Origin of the sequence: Vallitalea pronyensis (assembly GCF_018141445.1) — a bacterium.
In the GTDB taxonomy this organism is placed as follows: Bacteria; Bacillota; Clostridia; order Lachnospirales; family Vallitaleaceae; genus Vallitalea; species Vallitalea pronyensis.
Map to the genome: position 1 here is coordinate 1,780,088 of NZ_CP058649.1, position 18,774 is coordinate 1,798,861.

14 protein-coding genes are annotated in these 18,774 nt (G+C 38.4%); 12 read left to right on the forward strand and 2 right to left on the reverse strand.

All coding sequences use genetic code 11. From position 1 onward, the window contains the following. Positions 1-150: 150 nt before the first annotated feature. A complete protein-coding gene (locus HZI73_RS07430; protein ID WP_212697620.1) occupies positions 151-1,125 on the forward strand; it encodes a glycerophosphodiester phosphodiesterase family protein in 975 nt (324 codons plus the stop codon). After that, on the forward strand, positions 1,125-1,943 hold the full coding sequence (locus HZI73_RS07435) for an alpha/beta hydrolase (protein ID WP_212697621.1): 819 nt from the start codon (positions 1,125-1,127) through the stop codon (positions 1,941-1,943). The genes HZI73_RS07430 and HZI73_RS07435 overlap by 1 nt, the downstream gene beginning before the upstream one ends. Positions 1,944-2,135: 192 nt before the next feature. On the opposite strand, the gene HZI73_RS07440 is transcribed toward HZI73_RS07435, so the two are convergent. Next, the gene (locus HZI73_RS07440; RefSeq protein WP_212697622.1) at positions 2,136-4,070 is read right to left on the reverse strand and encodes an AGE family epimerase/isomerase; all 1,935 of its coding nucleotides are present in this window, start codon (positions 4,068-4,070) and stop codon (positions 2,136-2,138) included. Between the two features lie 613 nt (positions 4,071-4,683). Here HZI73_RS07440 and HZI73_RS07445 point away from each other — a divergent pair. From HZI73_RS07445 to HZI73_RS07490, 10 genes are all read left to right on the forward strand, one after another. After that, positions 4,684-5,724 (forward strand): LacI family DNA-binding transcriptional regulator, encoded by a 1,041-nt coding sequence (locus HZI73_RS07445; RefSeq protein WP_212697623.1) that lies wholly within the window; start codon positions 4,684-4,686, stop codon positions 5,722-5,724. Between the two features lie 58 nt (positions 5,725-5,782). Beyond that, positions 5,783-7,297, forward strand: a complete 1,515-nt coding sequence (gene xylB, locus HZI73_RS07450; protein ID WP_212697624.1) for a xylulokinase — start codon at positions 5,783-5,785, stop codon at positions 7,295-7,297. A gap of 75 nt (positions 7,298-7,372) precedes the next feature. Next, complete coding sequence (locus HZI73_RS07455; RefSeq protein ID WP_212697625.1) at positions 7,373-8,377, forward strand: aldo/keto reductase; 1,005 nt, start codon at positions 7,373-7,375, stop codon at positions 8,375-8,377. Position 8,378: 1 nt separating this feature from the next. Next, positions 8,379-9,074, forward strand: coding sequence for a deoxyribose-phosphate aldolase (gene deoC / locus HZI73_RS07460; RefSeq protein WP_212697626.1), 696 nt, complete (start codon positions 8,379-8,381; stop codon positions 9,072-9,074). Positions 9,075-9,110: 36 nt separating this feature from the next. Then, positions 9,111-10,892: a sensor histidine kinase gene (locus HZI73_RS07465; RefSeq protein ID WP_212697627.1), complete on the forward strand. Its 1,782-nt coding sequence runs from the start codon at positions 9,111-9,113 to the stop codon at positions 10,890-10,892. Positions 10,893-10,896: 4 nt separating this feature from the next. Continuing rightward, on the forward strand, positions 10,897-12,474 hold the full coding sequence (locus tag HZI73_RS07470) for a response regulator transcription factor (protein ID WP_212697628.1): 1,578 nt from the start codon (positions 10,897-10,899) through the stop codon (positions 12,472-12,474). Positions 12,475-12,598: 124 nt separating this feature from the next. Next, positions 12,599-13,957 (forward strand): ABC transporter substrate-binding protein, encoded by a 1,359-nt coding sequence (locus HZI73_RS07475; protein WP_212697629.1) that lies wholly within the window; start codon positions 12,599-12,601, stop codon positions 13,955-13,957. Between the two features lie 55 nt (positions 13,958-14,012). Further along, a complete protein-coding gene (locus HZI73_RS07480) occupies positions 14,013-14,897 on the forward strand; it encodes a carbohydrate ABC transporter permease (RefSeq protein ID WP_246552386.1) in 885 nt (294 codons plus the stop codon). Then, positions 14,897-15,727, forward strand: coding sequence for a carbohydrate ABC transporter permease (locus HZI73_RS07485; RefSeq protein WP_212697630.1), 831 nt, complete (start codon positions 14,897-14,899; stop codon positions 15,725-15,727). Before HZI73_RS07480 ends, HZI73_RS07485 begins: the two co-directional genes overlap by 1 nt. An 11-nt stretch (positions 15,728-15,738) precedes the next feature. Next, the gene (locus HZI73_RS07490) at positions 15,739-17,025 is read left to right on the forward strand and encodes an ABC transporter substrate-binding protein (RefSeq protein WP_212697631.1); all 1,287 of its coding nucleotides are present in this window, start codon (positions 15,739-15,741) and stop codon (positions 17,023-17,025) included. Between the two features lie 54 nt (positions 17,026-17,079). On the opposite strand, the gene HZI73_RS07495 is transcribed toward HZI73_RS07490, so the two are convergent. Beyond that, the gene (locus HZI73_RS07495) at positions 17,080-18,750 is read right to left on the reverse strand and encodes a glycoside hydrolase family 13 protein (RefSeq protein ID WP_212697632.1); all 1,671 of its coding nucleotides are present in this window, start codon (positions 18,748-18,750) and stop codon (positions 17,080-17,082) included. Positions 18,751-18,774: the final 24 nt, after the last annotated feature.

The window sequence follows — 18,774 nt, forward strand, 5'->3', positions numbered from 1 at the left end:
ATCAGGTTACCCGTAATAAAATACGACTTGACAAATGCAGTTTAACCATGTAAACCTATTATAGAGACATCCAGTAAAGGATATAAGCTATGTTATTATGAAAATCATGAAGAAATAAAAATAATCAAGGATACCATAAGCGAGGTCATCATGAAGAAAATAAAAAAAAGATGGAAGTTTCTTATTGCCTTTGTCATTTTTGTGATGTTGGTATGGTTAAATAATACGAATCTCTTCTCAGATAAGACAGGGACACACAAGTGGTTAGCCCATAGAGGGCTGGCTCAGACCTTTGACATTTCAGAAGTTGAATGGGATACCAATACGGCTGCCATCATCTATGAACCCGAACATCACTATCTAGAGAATACTCTAGAATCCATGATAAAGGCCTTTGAACACGGTGCCCATATGGTTGAATGTGATATTCAGCGAACAAAAGATAACCAATTGGCTGTATTTCACGATAGCGATTTAGCCATGAGAACCAATGGTTCAGGTATGGTGAAGGATAAAACCATGGATGCATTAAAGCAATTGGATATTGGTTATGGGTACACAGCAGATGGTGGTGAAACCTACCCTTTTAGAGGAAAGGGTGTTGGTTTAATGCCCGAATTAACAGAAGTCTTGGAACAATTCCCAGATCAAGCATTATTGATTGATCTAAAAGACGGGGATTTGGAGACGGCTAAAATACTATGGACGTATCTTAAGGATAAGCCGCCTGAACGTTTAAATCAGATAAACGTGTATGGTAGTCATGGCAGTATGCTCTATTTGAGAGAGCAAAGCAATACCCTCAGGGTCTTATCCAAGAAAAAATTGAAACAGGCACTACTGCAATATGAGCTGATAGGGTGGACAGGTTATGTTCCGAAAGCCATACATAACATGGAACTTCACATACCTTTAACTTATGCAAAGTACTTATGGGGCTGGCCCCATAAATTTGTAGAGCGAATGAACGCTGTTAATACAACCGTTGTTATTGTGGAGGGTAATGGCAAATGGTCAGAAGGATTTGATTCCAAGGAATCGCTAGAAAAAATACCAAAAGGTTTTACTGGCTATATTTGGACAAATCGTATAGATAGAGTTGGTCCAATAGGAGGTAATGAATAATGATATGTACAACAATTGATTTATGGGAAGGACTTAACTATTCTGGGGAAATGGATGATGGGTTTCGCCCCAAGATGACCACTTACATCCGAGGGGGAAACAAGAGACGGGGAATAGTTACCATCTTTCCTGGCGGCGGCTATGGTTTTACATCTCCAAGAGAAGCTGAGCCTGTGGCTGTAGCATTCAATGATGCCGGTTACCATGCAGTCTATGTGGATTACAGTGTAGCACCAAGAAGGCATCCTGCACCTTTGTTGGATGCTGCAAGGGCGTTGACCATTATAAAAGAAAGAGCTAAGGAATGGCATGTGGACATATCACGGATATTCCTCTGTGGTTTTTCCGCAGGCGGTCATCTATGTGCAAGTCTTTCCAACCTCTATACTAAAAAATGGGTAAAAGAAGCACATGGCATCCATTTGGATGAGCTGATGATCAAGGGTTCCATTCTGGCTTATCCCGTCCTTGTCTATGGCAAACATATGCATCAAGGTTCTTTTGCAAATTTATTGGGGGAAGATGCCAAGGAAGAAGCATGTATGAGCATGTCCATGGATAAGTGCGTACATCCGAGTACACCACCTACATTCCTCTGGCATACTGTAGAGGACAAGGCAGTTCCCGTAGAAAATTCTTTAATCTATGCAACAGCATTAAGACAATATGACGTACCTTTTGAAATGCATGTCTATCAAAAGGGTTCTCATGGATTATCCTTATCCAATACAGAGGTGGCGGAAAATAAGGACGGCGTACTACCCCATGTGGCCAGTTGGATGAGACTGTGTATTGAATGGATGGATGAACTGACATAATACACTTAGAAATAAAATGGTGCATGAGAGCTATTAACTCTATAGTGAGTTGGTTTCATTGTTAGAAAGTAAACATGCATAGGTATGGTATAATGACGAAGTAAGTCATTATAAATATAAGCCCTTGATAACCATTGAATGGGTTATCAGGGGCTATATGTATATTTTTACTTCCCGACGGTGTTAAAAATATTAGTAAACATCTGTAAAGGTTACTTTTACTTTGCGTAATTGTTGACCATCCACTTCAAATGTATGTAAATACTCTCTATTGACCTCTTTACCTTCATACATGTAGGGCTTAGCGATGAATGTTTCTTTTTGTGATTCTGGGACAGCAAAATAAAGTTCCACATTTTTGCCTTCCATTTGTCTTCCTATGATGTACATAATAAGGGCATGTTCGGTTTCATGGTAAGCATTTTTCCAATGCCAAGCTTTTGAAGTGCTGTCAGCTGGCCAATTATGACCACTACCATCACGTTGTACACCATCAAAGATGCCTCGGTTATTGCCATAAACAGTATCAACAAAATCCGTACGCCAATTGTCCAAGGTGTTTTCTAATATACTTGAATAGTCTTGACTGGCTAAGTTTAATGTTGCAGTAAGCTGGTCTTCTTCACAATATACCCACCATGACACACCATCTTCATTGTGGGTTGTTTGGCTTGTAGGATACTGAGCCCAGCGGCCATAGTTGTCATCATAAGCAAGATTAACCCATTTATTAACACTGTTGTCACCTTCTGTTAAGAGGGCATGATAGGGGTGGTCGGGTAACCTTTTATCCAACTGTAACATCATCCAGTACGTTTTTAAACTGTGACCAAAATCATTATGATCTTTACCGTCGTAGATGCCTTTGTTACCACTTGTTCCCCAGAAGATACCATCTTGATAGAAGTGTTTAATCATGGAGTCAGATAACGTTTGCATATCGGATAGGAATTGATTTCGTCGCGTATAATCCCTTAGCACAGGTTGAACAATAAGCATATAAGCATTGATATTATCTAATGCTGCAACAAGCTCATAGGCATTATCATTTCTTAAATCAATTTCGTTGGTTAATGTGTAATCCAGACCATCCATCATACGTTCGTTGGTTGCATCCCAATACTTATTAAACATTAAATCACGAATGCCTAATACTTCGTTTTCCATTGCTTCATCTCTGGTCACAAAATAATAAGATCCAAAACCCATAGCAGTATAGGATAAGTTCTGGGCATCTTTATCTTCATTAGGGTTAGCAGGTGTACCATCTTGATTAAGGGTCATATACCAACCCCCATTCACATTATCTTTACCATGGTTTTTAATCCAATTACAACCTTTTTTAGATAACTTTAAGAGTTCTTCATCGCCTGTTAGGAGATAGCCCATAGCATAAGCATATGTTTGGCGAGAAAGCATACGTACATAACGGAGTGACCGATCTGTGCCATCTTCGTGAATAATGGGGTCAGGGATTGAACCATCCATTTCCCGATAAGTGGGGAAGTTTCCATTTTCACCCATGGCAATATCCGTGGTCCAGAAAGGTTTAACATCATGGATAAAATGGTTTTTCCAATGATCACCAGCTATAATATTTGGAAGAGATGCTGGGGCTGGAACCGTTCCATAGCGATCCGTAATGGTCAAATTGTCAATACCTATGAACGCAAAAGGGCTGTCCTTTTTTGCTCTAAAGCGTATTTTTAATTCGCTATTTGCGTAATCCTTTAAATTAAAATCAACGGTTTTCCAATCAACGGTGCCGTTCCATTCTTGTAAGGGAATCCACCCCTGTCCATCATAAACATCCACCGCTAGATATTCATCAGAATCAAGGTTAATGGTTCTAAGATCAAATCTAAGTGTTAATGTTTTACGATCAAGTGTATGGAATGATTGAGAGAGTGTTAGTGTTGATTCTTCGGTACAATTAATGTTGCAAGCGATGCCATTGACAATTATCCAATCATACTGGTTAGATATGTCCCATTGGTTTAGCGTGGTAAATTTATCATAAACATTGACATCAGAAGAAGCATATACGACTTGATTGTTCATACAGATTGCATTCAATACGAATAATAAAGTCAGTATACAACTAAAATATTTACATGTTTTTTTCATCCTATTTCTCCTTTTCAGTGCGTATAACAGCACCTATTTTTTTCAAAAAATGAATGCCTCATTCGTGTAACACTATTCATAAAAACATCTAAAATCTTACGGTATGTTATTTGCCCATTAAAAGAAAACGAAGACCTCCCTTCAATTATCTAAATTTTAAAATACATTCCACCGCCTTTCTGAAAGTATATGACAATTTCGATTATAATTCAAAAGCAATATAAAAACTAGCCGTAATACTGCACAAATTTATAGGGGGTTATATATTAAAAACATACAAAAGGTCTAAAAAACTTGTGTTTATTTGAATCGTTATGCTTCTATAAGCCCTTATAATATAAGGGGTTATAACGGTTTTTTATTTACTATTCACACCCTATGCGTTGTGGAAATAATGTAATATTCCATGAAATCATAAAAAAGTGAAGTGAAAAAATGAAAGACAAAGCACTTTAGAATTCATATTCTTAGTAAAATATCAAGACCCACATGGTGTCAAGAAGATTTGGATTTTTTTATTCATCAAGCCATATTCCTCTCATGATCGTCGTTGACAATTCAAAATATTGATGCTATCATTTAGGTTAACGAATGCCATAGAGGAGAAGAATTCATGGGTGTTACAATCAAAGATATTGCTGATGCATGTCACGTATCCAAAGCAACCGTTTCTAGGTATTTGAACAGTTCAGGGTATGTATCTCAGGAGGTTGCAGAAAGAATTGCAGCTAAGATTGAGGCATTGAATTATGTGCCATCTGAGACAGCAAGAAGTCTATCCACAAAAAACAGTAACGTTATAGGTGTTGTCATACCAGAAATCAGTAACCCCTTCTTTGCTGAAATTTTTAAAGGAATTAGTGACGTGGCAGAAGGGCAGGATATGAATATTTTGTTTTGTGATACCGATAATCAACCGGATAAAGAAATGAAAGCACTTAAAATGCTTCGTACTTATCACGTTAAGGGCATGATTATAACGCCCGCCTCAGGAGGATTAAAAGACCCTGCCTACGAGAAGCAATTTATCGACAGTGTTAAACTGCTCAATGCACCCATTGTACTCCTTGACCGTGGTGTAGAATTTACCGAATGGGATGGTGTTTTTACAGACAATATCAAAGGTGCCTATGGGTGTACGAAGCTCTTGATAGAAAACGGTCATACACAGATTGGAACCATAACAGGTAATTTAGATTTACCCATTGGTCAAGACCGATTAAAGGGCTATAAGAACGCTTTGGTTGATGCTGGTTTGGCAGTGGATGAGACATTCATTTTTGAGGGCGATTTTTCAACGGAAAAAGCTTATCAGCTGACGAAAGTGATGATGCAGTCAGAAGAACGTCCAACAGCACTTTTTTCCCCGAATAACTTAACGACTATTGGTATTTTACAGGCATTGATTGAAGACAGCTATCGGATACCTGATGACATTAGTCTTGTAGGATTTGATGATATTGAATTGCTAAGAACCTTGAATGTAAAGCTTTCTGTAGCACAACGGGACCCTATTGATATGGGTAGACAAGTGATGAAGCTTCTTTTAGCGCGTATGGTGCATACAGGTGAGAAAAAACTGCCTCAACGGATAATTATAGAACCCAAATTGATTGCCAGAGGATCTGAAAAAATGAAGAAACACGGTCAATAAAAATTTTTAGGGCGTGTGGAACCGGTTCCCTATGAGCGGTTCATGAAAGGAGTAACGGATGAAGTATTTACTTGCCCATGATTTAGGCACTTCAGGCAATAAGGTGACACTTTTCTCTACGGAAGGAGAATTACTGGACAGTGAAGTTTATGCTTATGAGACACAATGGTTTAACGGTGTGTGGGCTGAACAGGATGCGGAGATATGGTATCAGGCAGTCTGTCAAACCACAAAACGTATTCTAAGCAGGGTTAACCCACAAGATGTGATTGGTGTATCTTTTAGTGGGCAGATGATGGGTTGTCTATGCGTTGATGAGCATGGTAAACCTCTAAGACAGGCTATTATATGGGCAGACATGCGAAGTACGAAGGAAGAATGCAGGATAAAAGAGCTTTTTGAGGAAGAAGAGTTTTATCGGATTACAGGTCATCGCCCCCGTGCATCCTATTCGTTAGCAAAGCTCATGTGGATTAAAAACAATGAGCCAGAAGTCTACGAAAAGACATACAAAGTACTTCATGCAAAAGACTATGTCATTAGCCGATTAACAGGCGAGTTCGTAACCGACTATTCCGACGCGTCTTCAACGAATTTGCTGGATATCAATACATTGGAATGGTCCAAAATAATAGCTGATGCTGTTGAGATCGATATGGATAAGATGCCAAGAATACATGGTTCAACAGATGTTGTTGGCAGTGTTTCAGAAACCGCTTCACGGGATACAGGGCTGTTCAGCGGAACACCCGTTGTATGTGGTGGAGGGGATGGTTCCATGTCAGCCCTGGGAGCTGGATGTATTGCAGAGGGGGATGTATTTTGTACCCTTGGAACATCTGCGTGGAATGCGACAACAGCTAATCGGCCTATATATGACGCACAATTGAGGACATTTAACTGGGTGCATGTTGTACCAGGTAAATATGTGCCTTGTGGCACCATGCAGGCGGCAGGAGCTTCACTATCTTGGTTTGTTAAACAGTTAGCCAAAATGGAATCTCAAGAAGCAAAGCTTACAGGCACCAATGTCTATGACATTCTTAATGACATGATTTCTCATGTTGAAGCGGGTTCGGGCGGTGTGTATTTTATGCCTTATCTGCTAGGTGAAAGAAGTCCCCGTTGGAATGTCAACGCAAGGGCAGGGTTCATTGGGATTAAGATGGATACAACGAAAGAGGAGATGGTAAGGTCCGTATTTGAAGGTATTACTTTTAATCTTAAGATCATATTGGATATTGTGACTAATAGGCAATATACCCGAGAGGTGATGATGACAGGTGGTGGTGCCAAAAGCCCAATCTGGTGTCAAATATTTGCAGATATCTATAACACGGATATCCTAGTACCGAATTATATCGAGGAAGCCACATCCATTGGTGCTGCTGTAACGGCTGGTGTGGGTATTGGTATCTATGATTCATTTGAAAAAATCCATGATTTTATTAAGGTTGTCAAGCGATTTAAGCCAAGAAAAAAACAAGTGGCGCTGTATAACAGTAGACTAGAGGTTTTTGAGGCATTGTATCGTGCCCTGGAACCCGTTTATGACATCATGGCAAGAACATAGAAAATTGCATATGATGGGTTGATGTTAAAAAAAAGTAATCGAGTATAACCAAATGATGGTTAGAAGGAGGAAAAAATGAAGTATAAACGCGTAAAAAAGATTGATTTTGATTTTAGTGCAATCGGTTATGGTTGTTGGGGTGCATCAGGAAAAGGCAGCTGGTCCAATCATCATGACCAAGACCAAATGAAGGCCATCCAGAAAGCCATGGCATTGGGTGTTAACTTTTTTGATGTAGCACCCATATACGGGATGGGCTATGCAGAAACGATTCTAGGTAAAGCCATTAAAGGTAATCGGCACAATATATTTATTGCAACCAAGGCAGGTATCCCATGGAATGATCAAGGCGAAGCTAGAAATGATGTATCAGCAGACAGTCTTTTGAAAGAAATAGATGACAGCTTGTTACGGCTGGGGGTAGACTATGTGAATCTTTTACAAGTCCATTGGCCGACGGATAGTGGTGTACCTTTAGAGGAAACAATGACTGCTATGAAAGCCATAAAGGATTCCGGCAAAGCCAACTACATAGGATTAAGCAATTATTCGGTGAGTGATATAAAAAAGGCATCGGCCATAGTCGATATTGTATCCATGCAGGGATTGTACAATATGTTTGAGCAAAATGCTGCCACATACCATAACATACCCCTCCAGTACAGAGTATCAAAAGAAATATTCCCTTATGTAAAAGAAAAGGGTATGGCGTTCTTCCCATATAGCCCTTTGTTTCAAGGTTTGTTAGTGGGAAAAATTAAAGAGGACACCACTTTTGGCCAAGGGGACGTGAGACATAATAATCCTAAGCTGCATGGTGAGGAAAGAATGAAGTATTTGACACTCTTAGATAAAATCAGAAACTTAGAGCCACTCAAAGACAAAGCACTTAATGAAATTGCTATGAACTATCTTATGGCAAAAGACCAGGTAACGTCCATTATTGCTACCGTTATGAATCAGGACGAATTGGCTGCTAATGTAAAAGCGCTAGAATGGGAAATGCCAAAAGAAACAATACAAGAAATTGACTGTATGGTAGAAGCAATTGAACAGCATGCATCCGAAAGGGGAGCGTAACATGGACTTAGATAATCTTCAAGTTAAACACGTAGCAAAGATGATTGATAACACCGTACTCAAACCTTTTATTTCTAATGATGATTGGTTGGATATATGCCAAAAAAGTATGACTTATGGTTTTAAAACCGTTGCCATTAACAATGCAGGTATTGCATTTTGTAAAAAGGCGTTGGAAGGTTCGGATGTATTGGTAGATGCTGCTGTAAGTTTTCCATTAGGACAATGCACACTGGAGACAAAATGTTTTGAAACATTAGATGCCATTAAAAAAGGTGCAGGTGAAGTGGACTATGTCATTAATATGGTTGAGCTCAAGAATAAGAATCATGATTATATTAAAAAAGAAATGGCATCTATCGTGGATATATGCAGACAACATCAAGTGGTGTCCAAGGTGATTTTTGAAACATGTTACTTAACCAAAGAAGAAATCGTACAACTATGTCAGATTGCTAATGACATTAAGCCAGATTTTATTAAAACATCCACAGGTTTTGGAGAATATGGAGCACGTATTGAAGATGTGACCATCATGAGGCAGTATGCAGATGAGGGTATACAAATAAAAGCATCTGGCGGAATACGCAGCCTTAGAGAATTCATGGCTTTTCTGGAAGCAGGTGCTACAAGAATTGGTACGTCTTCAGGTGTCAAAATTGTGAAGGAATATCAACAGCTTAAACATAATCTCTAAAGACATGTCCTCTTTGTGACGAAAGGTAGGTGTCCTATGAAATGGAAAAAAAGCAGCATAAAAGGACGTTTGTTTATCACATTTATGATTACATTAGCCTTACCTGTTTTTGCCTCTTCCTTTTATATGTACACCTACTCAAAAAAAGTGGTTAAAGAATTGATGATCGAAGCCATTGAGCAAACTTTTCGAGAAAGCAGAAAAAACATTGCCAGCTATTTTGATCGGGTGAATCAGGCATCCCACAATATCTATAAAAGTCAATTTCGAGGCAAAAGTTTAACAACCGTCATCAAAACCCATTATGATATGGAATCCGATTGGTTCTTTATGGATGCCATAAGTACCATTAAGGATTTTGAAGAGTCCATTTTTCAGATTTACCTGTATATGGAGAACATTAACAGGGCGTTTCTTTTTAGAGATTATATGATGGCCAATACAATCATAAATGAAGGTTATGCTTATGATACGGATGTTGAAGCTTGTGTCATATCCTTGCATCCAACACGGGATTATCACATACCCCATATGATTAACAAACATAAGCACGTCATTTCTTTTGTACGTAATATTTATGAAGTACCAAAAGACACCCAAATTGGGCAATTGGTCATTGATTTGGATGTGGATATATTTGATGTGCTGCTAAAAGATTTATACGATGCCAGCAGTGAGTCTTTTTATCTTATCAATCAGTCCGATGCTCAGATATGGTACGCATCGGATCCCACATTGATTGGTCAATCCTTAAATGCCTCTTTGCTTAACGCATCATTAACCCATATTGAAAAGGGGGTCTATAATTTTCCCTGGTCAGAAGATGCCTTTGAAGGTATTTGTGTTATTGAAACCATAGAAAAACCTTATATGAACCTCATGATGATTAAACAGATTCCTGTGAATAAAATAGATGGAAAAATCAATGAAATGCTCCATTTCATCATTATTTTGCTGGTTCTGATTATTATTGTCAGTATTGTATCATCTTTGCGAAATTCCTTCTATTTTACAAAACCCATTCAACGATTGCTAGAAGCCATTAAGCAAGTGAACAATGGCCATTTAGATACGGTTGCTGTCATGGAAAGAAAAGATGAATTTGGGGAGTTGGAAGAGCATTTTAATCATATGATGCACTCCATTAATGAACATATTGAGCTGGAATATAAACTCAAGATAGAGAATACAACAACAGAACTAAAAGCACTCCAAAGTCAGATTAATTCTCATTTTATGAACAATGTCCTTCAATCCATCGGAACAGAAGCCATTAAATCACACAATAGAAAGGTCTATGACTTGATTGTGCAACTGGGTAACATGATGAACTACAGCATGAGGAATCAAGATCAGATTGTACAGATTTCGGATGAGTTAGATTATTGCCAGAATTACTTGAGCTTACAGGCACATCGCTTTAACCAAGGCATTGGTTATCATATAGAAGTCGATGATGATATGACCGATGTCAATGTACCCAAGATGATTTTACAGCCTATAGTAGAAAATTGTTTTGTTCATGGTTTTCGTGAGGCTAAAAACTTAGGACGCATTATCATTACCGTTATTAAAATGGCATCAAATTGTATATTGGATGTGGCTGATAATGGTAGAGGGCTTGATGAAGACATGATAAAACAGTTGAATCAAGGTTTTAAGGCAGTAATAGGCCATAAACAGCATCACGAGTCCATTGGTTTATTAAACATTGCAAAACGTCTTCATTATCATTATGGGGATAAGTCAATGCTTAGCGTAAGCCATAATAAGTATGGCGGACTGACAGTCCGTATAACCATACCACTAGGTAGGTGATTAGATGAAGGTATTAATTGTTGATAATGAAAAACATGTCATCGATGCCATAAGAATGATTATTAATTGGTCATCCTATGGTATTACAGAGGTCTACGATGCATGTGATGGTAAAGAAGCAACAGAAATTGTAAAAGAGAAACAACCGGATATCGTCCTTACGGATATGATGATGCCCAATATGCATGGGAAACAACTGGTGACTTGGATCTCACAGCACACAAGGGTTACCCAAGTGATTGTGATTAGCGGCTATAGTGACTTCAATTATGTTCAGCACGCCATTCGACATGGTGGTGTTGACTATATCACGAAACCCATTGATGTTAAACAGCTTGAAAAAGCCATGGGGCTTGCAGTCAAGAAGGTCATGAAAGAGAAAGAGCAAACCCAGCTAATCTTGAATCACTATAAGAAAGAACATGTGTATTGGGATAAACTTTTTTTAAACATGCTGCATGTCCTGCATCCCATTAAAACAGAAGTGGATGACATTAAGAAGCAATTTGATATTCCTGATACTGCTCCTGTTTTCGTCTTAACAGCACGAATTGATGGTGCATCGTTTACTGTTAAGAAGCAGTTCGCAGGTCATATGCAGACGCTGTATTTTGCATTAACCAACATATGCCGAGAATGGATTGTTATTGAACATTTACACGCCTATGCTTTTTACGATAACACGGATCGGTGCAGTGTAAAAGTTATTTTCTGGGAATCTGATAACCGTATGTTACATTTTATACAAAAATACTGTAAGACGGTAAAACGCTTATATAAAAGTCAATTATTTTGTGGTCTAAGTCAAGAACATGATTTTAAAAAGCGTATTTACAGGGCTAATTGTGAATCGGAGCATGCATTAGAGCAGAGAAATCTAAATGACAATCAAACGTATTTGACCACTTACAAACGACAGTTTACGTCTGAAAGAAATTATTTTCAATCCATTAAGATGGACTTGGCCATTGCATTTTCATTAGGACAAAGCAAAAAAGTGGCCAAATATGTCAGTGCTATTTTTGATGACATCTGCCAAGAAGATTATTTTTCAGTAGGTATGTTAATGGCACTCATTGACGAGTATAAAATATTACGTGTTTATCTCTTAGAAACGCTCCTTAAAGATTCAAATTCACTGGTGTTAGATGAACGGGTGACATCCTTGAAACACATAGAGAATCATCCTTTGGAGGATGTAAAAGCTTTTATGATTGAAGATTTAGTCACATTGTGCAAATACCTCCATGATTACAATAATCTAAAAAAAGATCTGGTCTACATTATCGTCAACTACATGAATGAGCATTATACCGAAACCATAAGTCTACAAGATATCGCTCGAAAATTCTATTTATCCAAAGAACACTTATCCCGTAACTTTAGAAAAAAAATAGGTGTCACCGTAACGGAATACATCACAAACCTTCGTATGAATAAAGCAAAAGAGCTCTTACAGATTCAGCATCTTAAAATAAAAGAGATTGCCAATCAGGTAGGTTATGAGGATGAGAAATATTTTTCTAAAGTGTTTAGACATAAATTTAGCGTAACACCTAAAAATTTCAGAAAAAAGTTATAATATCAATTTTATACCCCTATTATGTCATGATTGTCTGTTCCAATGATTCCTTAAGAAACCTATAATAAATAGGTCAATAAGCGGTTCGTTTTTTCGGACATATAAAAAATAGGAGGATAATAAAATGCGAAAAATGATAGCATGGTTATTGGTATTAACGGTTGTATTTAGTAGTGTGGGGTGTGGAAAAACAACCACCAACCAGTCTGGAGACCCTAGCGAAAAAAATGGAACAGGTGATAAGAACAACACAAATGAAAGTGTAGAGGCAGTAAAAGATAAAGATGACGTAACCATTGATATTCTACAATATAAAGTAGAAATTGTTGAGCAGCTAGATGCACTCATTGAAGATTTTGAAGCTGTTTATCCATACATTGACGTCAAGATTGATACAGTAGGTGGTGGCCAAAGTTATGGCGACGCACTCAAGGCAAGAATGAACTCAGGGAGTGAGCCCGATGTGTTCAACATAGGCGGTCCTGTTGATCTGGATTTATGGTTTGATTTTCTTGAACCTTTGACAAATCAACCATGGATTAATCATGCTTATCAAGGGACATTGGATATGGTGACCATTGATAATGAAGTGTATGGGCAGCCCTACAGTATTGAAGGATATGGTCTTATGATTAATGTGGATATGTTTGAACAAGCTGGTATTGATCCTAGCAGTGTGACATCGTTATCCTCTTTGAGAGAAGTCTTTTCAACCCTAGATAGCAAAAAAGAGGAACTGGGTATTGATACCGTTCTATCTTTTTCAATTGGTGGTAGTGCATGGTGGACAGCAGCAATTCATGCGATAAATTTACCTTTTGCTCATCAAGAAGACCCCATGGCGTTTGTGGAGGGTATCTATGATGGTACCCAGACAATAGCTGGGAATGATCGCTTTGTTGATTTTCTCAACTTACTGGATTTATATTTTGAGTATACCTATGAGGACGTTATGAATGTATCCTATGATGATCAAGTAGGGAATTTTGCACTTGAAAAGACAGCAGTATTGCATCAAGGAAACTGGACAATAGGTATGTTGAATGAAATTAATCCTGAACTGAACCTTGCCTATCTTCCAATACCCCTTAATGATGACCCAAGGGGTAAGAACGATACAATCCCTGTTGGTGTGCCTATGTATTGGACAGTTAACAAGAACGCCACAGATGACAAGAAAGAAGCTGCAAAGCTGTTTCTAGATTATATCGCTTCTACAGAACGGGGTGCTAAGTTTTTAGTTGAAGACTGCAGCTTTATTCCACCATTTAGTAACGTCACATTGGCGGCAAAAGACATGCTTTCAGCAGCTATTCAAGACTATAGTGCAGCAGGTAAGACAGTACCTTGGATGTGGATGTATGCCCCAGATGGGTTTACAGATCCCGGTGTAAAAGAGACCATTCAAAAATATTATGTAGGTGAATTGGATAAAGAAAGCATATTCCCTTATCTGGATGAAATCTGGAAATCCCTTGAGTAGGTTTATTACCTCATTTGCTAAAGAGGATGGCAACCGTTCAATGGATTGTTTATATATGGATAGAAATCGAGGTAAGATTATGAATAAGAAGATGAAAAAGCATGTGTTATTTTGGTCCTTTTTAACGCCAACACTTGCAGCTTTTTTCTTGGTTGTCATTATACCATTCTTTGTAGGTATCTATTATTCATTTACGGATTGGAATGGCATTCCCGGTAAGGCTATTTCGTGGATTGGCAGTAGTAATTATAGTAAAATATTCAGTGATGAACAAGTGATTAAGTCCTTTTGGGTAACCATCAAATACAGTTTACTTGCTATGTTGCTCATTAATGTCATAGGGTTTTCATTGGCATTACTGGTCACTCAAAAATTTAGAACAGCCAATTTGCTTCGCACCATATTTTTCATGCCGAATCTTATTGGCGGATTAATTTTAGGTTATGTATGGCGGTTTGTTTTCATAAAAATTGTCCCCATTATTTTTAACACAGATATGAACATGTTAGCCAAATCATCAACAGCTATTATGTCCTTGGCCATCGTCTCCACATGGCAGATGGGTGGTTACATTATGATTATTTACATTGCAGCCATTCAAGGTATACCTCAGGAATTGCTGGAAGCGGCAAAAATTGATGGTGCCAATGCATGGCAAAGAACGAAAGCCATTATTTTCCCGTTGGTTGCACCAGCTTTTACAGTGAGTTTATTTTTAACGTTATCAAGGTCCTTTATGATGTATGATGTCAATGTATCCTTAACCAACGGTGATCCAGCTAGAAGTACGGAGCTAATAGCTATGGAAATCATCACAAAATCCTTTAAAGAATCCAATTTTGGAGAAGGGCAGGCACAAGCCGTACTGTTTTTTGTGATTATCGCTATAATATCAATCATACAGGTATATCTTTCTAAGAAAAGGGAGTTGGAGATGTAATGAAGAAACGAAGAATACGATTGATTGTTATGGAAATCATAGGTTTAGCATTAGGCATATTATATCTTGTACCTTTCTATGTGGTTGTGACAAATAGTCTTAAAAGCAAACGCAATATACTGGTAGATACCATAGGGCTGCCCGAAACCTTAGGTTTTGAGAATTACCCAAGAGCCATGGAGAAGATGGATTTTCTGAAATCATTGTCTAATTCACTCATCATTACAGTTCTCAGTCTATTGTTATTAATTCTGTTTTCTTCCATGTCATCATGGGTATTGGTGAGAACAAAGACAAAGATTAGCAACGCCATTCTTCTACTGTTTGTTGCTGCAATGATGATTCCATTTCAATCCGTCATGCTGCCGCTGGTTAACCTCTTTGGTGTTGATAAGTTGAATCTTGTCAATACAAGAATGGGTATAATCATCATGTATATAGGGTTTGGCTCCAGTATGTCAGTTTTTCTGTATCATGGTTTCATGAAAACCATTCCATTGGACTTGGAATTGGCTGCATCCATTGATGGCTGTAACCCTGTACAAACATTTGTTTATATCGTACTGCCATTAATCAAGCCTATTTCAGTGACCGTAGCCATACTCAATGGTATATGGATATGGAATGACTTTTTACTGCCGTCACTTGTTTTGCAAGATAAAGCCATACGTACCATACCTTTGGCGGCACAATACTTTTTTGGTGCTTTTTCCAAAGACTGGCATTTGGCAATGGCAGGTCTGAATCTTGCCATTATACCCATTATCATCTTTTACATATTTGCACAAAAGTATATTATCAAAGGTGTTATTTCAGGCGCAATAAAATAAGGGGGAGTAAGATGAAACGGTTTACACTTTACCATAAAATAATCATATGGATTGGTTTATTTGCTATTGTATTCACTGGGTGTAAACCGTTCATGACCGATAAAAAACAAGGGGTCACAGTAGGCTCTGAAGTCGTAGAAAAAAAGCAGATTCATATTTTTCAATATAAAATCGAAATCGTTGAGCAACTGGATCAACTGGCTAGGGCTTATGAAGCCAGCCATGAAGATGTTGAAATTAAAATTACTACCTATGGAGGGCATGATTATCAGGGACTCATTAAATCAGAATTTGCATCGGGTGATGAACCGGATATTTTTAATTGTGGTGGTGAACGGGAATTAGATTTATGGTTGGATGAGTTGGAACCCTTGACCCATCAACCGTGGATTGATCATGTGCATCAAGAGGCCATTGAACCCGTTACAAAGGATGGTCACATCTATGGCATGCCCTATAATATGGAAGGATATGGCTTTCTATATAATAAGGATATCTTCAAAGCCTGTGGGATAGATGACTTGCCAACCACCCCAAAAGCCCTGGAAGATGTTGCAAAAATCTTACAGCAGAAGGGGTATCAGCCATTTTGCAACGGCTATCAAGAGTGGTGGGTTATCACCCATCATGGGTTTAATGCTGTTCTTGCTAATCGACATAACCCTGAGGCATTTATCAAGGGAATCATATCGGGCCAGATAGATTTGATGGAGGACCCATTGATGCATGAATGGCTGGATTTACTTGAAATAACAATGGTTTATGGTCAAGAACATCCATTTATGACAAGTTATTCCAGGCAAGTTGAAACCTTTGCAAAGGAAGAAGCTGCCATTATTCAACAGGGGAATTGGATTCAGATTCAATTGGACAAACTAAATCCTGACTTGAACGTTGGTTTAATGCCTATACCTGTTGGTCAAAAGGATGGTGCAGCCATTCCTTATGGTGTGCCCATGTACTGGGTGGTTAACAAAGAATCACATGTCAAAGATGAGGCAAAAGATTTTTTGAATTGGCTGGTCACATCTGATATGGGTAAACAGTATATGATTGAAGAATTAAAGTTCATACCAGCCTTCAACCATGTACACTATAAAAGCAAGCAGCTTGGAGACATCGCTTCTGAAATTGAGGCATATTATAATGAAGGAAAAGTATATGGATGGAGTTGGACGTCTTTACCACCAGGCAGTCCCAATGAGATGTACCAATTCTTTGAGCAGTTTTTAAACAATGAGATAAACCGTGAGCAATTAATCAATAAAATTAAAGCCATGCTGCATCAATTAAAATAGGTAACCCCCTCAATTAAGTCGTTCATTGAGGGGGTTTTTACGAGCAGATAAGACTTAGATGACTACAACAAGTGCTTCATAAGGCTTCATGGTTAAATGGGATAGGTCTGGTATTTGGGTTATGTTATCATTACTAATGACAACTTGGCTAGCCCTATAGGGAAGGCATAGTTGTGTTTCAGATTCAGAAAAATTGGTGAGAATAAGTAGCCTCTGCTCTTGGTATTGTCTGATGTAAGCAAAGATGGTATCATGTTCGGGCATGATGAGTGTGTAATCACCATAGACGATTATAGGGGAATACACACTGTCTTTTCTTAATTGAATCAGTTGTTGATAATAATAAAAAACCGAGTTGGAATCATCCAGTGCCTGCTTCACATTGATGGCTTGGTAATGGGGATTAAGTTTGAGCCAAGGGCTGCCTTTGGTGAAACCACCACCTTCACTGCTGTCCCAACACATGGGAACACGGCCATTATCACGTGAAAAGGGTTGGATGCGCTTTAATGCTTCTTGTCCAGTGAGCTTATAATCGTGAACCATCACATCATACTTATGATGATCCATAAGGTCATTGTAGTCCTCAATGGTGTCATAATAGGTATTGGTAAAACCAATTTCCTCACCTTGATAGACATAGGGTGTTCCTGGCATAAAGTGCAATAAAGTACCCAGCATCTTAGCACTTTCTATCCGATAGGGGCCTTCGTTGCCAAATCTGGAAACTGTCCTTGCTTGATCGTGATTGCTCCAATAATTGGAATTCCACCCCTTTAGATGAAGTTCATTTTGCCATTTGCTTAGAACAGATTTTAATGCAATTAGATCAAGAGGTTTTTTAGCAGATAGCATGGTTGACTTATCAAGGTTCATGTGCTCAAATTGGAAGATCATATCCAATTCCTTACGATGGGGGTGGGAATAAAATTTTCCTTCTCTTGGTGTCACATAAGGTGTTTCACCAACGGTTACAATGTCATAATGTTGCAGCACTTGATCATGCATTTCTCTTAAATACTCATGTGTGCGGCTATTATTAGCCCAGTACTCCCATCCAGGAACGCCTTCATCCATGATGGAAGCATCACGAAAGTCAATGGGTTTTCCAATCATATTAATGACATCCATTCTAAAACCTCGAATACCTTTTTGAAGCCACCAGTGCATCATGTCATAAACTGCTTGTCGAACGTCTTCATTAGCCCAATTCAGGTCCGGCTGTTTTTTGCTGAATAGATGCAAATAATATTCACCTGTGGTATCGTTGTATTCCCAAGCAGATCGCGTAAAATAAGAACCCCAATTATTGGGTGGGGAGCCATCTTCTTTAGGAGAACGCCATATATACCAGTCTCGTTTTGGGTTGTCTAGGCTGCTTTTTGATTCCAGAAACCATGGATGTTCATCGGAAGTATGATTGACCACAAGGTCCATCATTAAATAAATGCCTCTTTTTTTACCTTCATGAATAAGGCACTCCATATCTTCCATGGTTCCAAAAAGAGAATCAATAGCATAATAATCACGGATATCATAACCATTATCATCCATGGGTGATGCATACACTGGACTTAACCAGATGATATCAACACCAAGTTTTTTTAAGTAATCCAGTTTGGTAATGATACCACGTAGATCACCAGTACCTGAACCTGTGGTATCCTTGAATGATCGGGGGTATATTTGGTATATAACACTTTTGTGCCACCATTTTTTTTCCATTATCATGACCTCCTTCAGTCGTCA

Bases quoted from the DNA above. Each gene is read 5' to 3' on its own strand.
- HZI73_RS07495 (WP_212697632.1), bottom strand. From the start codon at position 18,750: ATGGAAAAAAAATGGTGGCACAAAAGTGTTATATACCAAATATACCCC.
- HZI73_RS07485 (WP_212697630.1), top strand. From the start codon at position 14,897: ATGAAGAAACGAAGAATACGATTGATTGTTATGGAAATCATAGGTTTA.
- HZI73_RS07435 (WP_212697621.1), top strand. From the start codon at position 1,125: ATGATATGTACAACAATTGATTTATGGGAAGGACTTAACTATTCTGGG.
- HZI73_RS07465 (WP_212697627.1), top strand. From the start codon at position 9,111: ATGAAATGGAAAAAAAGCAGCATAAAAGGACGTTTGTTTATCACATTT.
- HZI73_RS07455 (WP_212697625.1), top strand. From the start codon at position 7,373: ATGAAGTATAAACGCGTAAAAAAGATTGATTTTGATTTTAGTGCAATC.
- HZI73_RS07490 (WP_212697631.1), top strand. From the start codon at position 15,739: ATGAAACGGTTTACACTTTACCATAAAATAATCATATGGATTGGTTTA.
- HZI73_RS07440 (WP_212697622.1), bottom strand. From the start codon at position 4,070: ATGAAAAAAACATGTAAATATTTTAGTTGTATACTGACTTTATTATTC.
- HZI73_RS07445 (WP_212697623.1), top strand. From the start codon at position 4,684: ATGGGTGTTACAATCAAAGATATTGCTGATGCATGTCACGTATCCAAA.
- HZI73_RS07480 (WP_246552386.1), top strand. From the start codon at position 14,013: ATGGATAGAAATCGAGGTAAGATTATGAATAAGAAGATGAAAAAGCAT.
- HZI73_RS07430 (WP_212697620.1), top strand. From the start codon at position 151: ATGAAGAAAATAAAAAAAAGATGGAAGTTTCTTATTGCCTTTGTCATT.
- HZI73_RS07475 (WP_212697629.1), top strand. From the start codon at position 12,599: ATGCGAAAAATGATAGCATGGTTATTGGTATTAACGGTTGTATTTAGT.
- deoC (WP_212697626.1), top strand. From the start codon at position 8,379: ATGGACTTAGATAATCTTCAAGTTAAACACGTAGCAAAGATGATTGAT.
- HZI73_RS07470 (WP_212697628.1), top strand. From the start codon at position 10,897: ATGAAGGTATTAATTGTTGATAATGAAAAACATGTCATCGATGCCATA.
- xylB (WP_212697624.1), top strand. From the start codon at position 5,783: ATGAAGTATTTACTTGCCCATGATTTAGGCACTTCAGGCAATAAGGTG.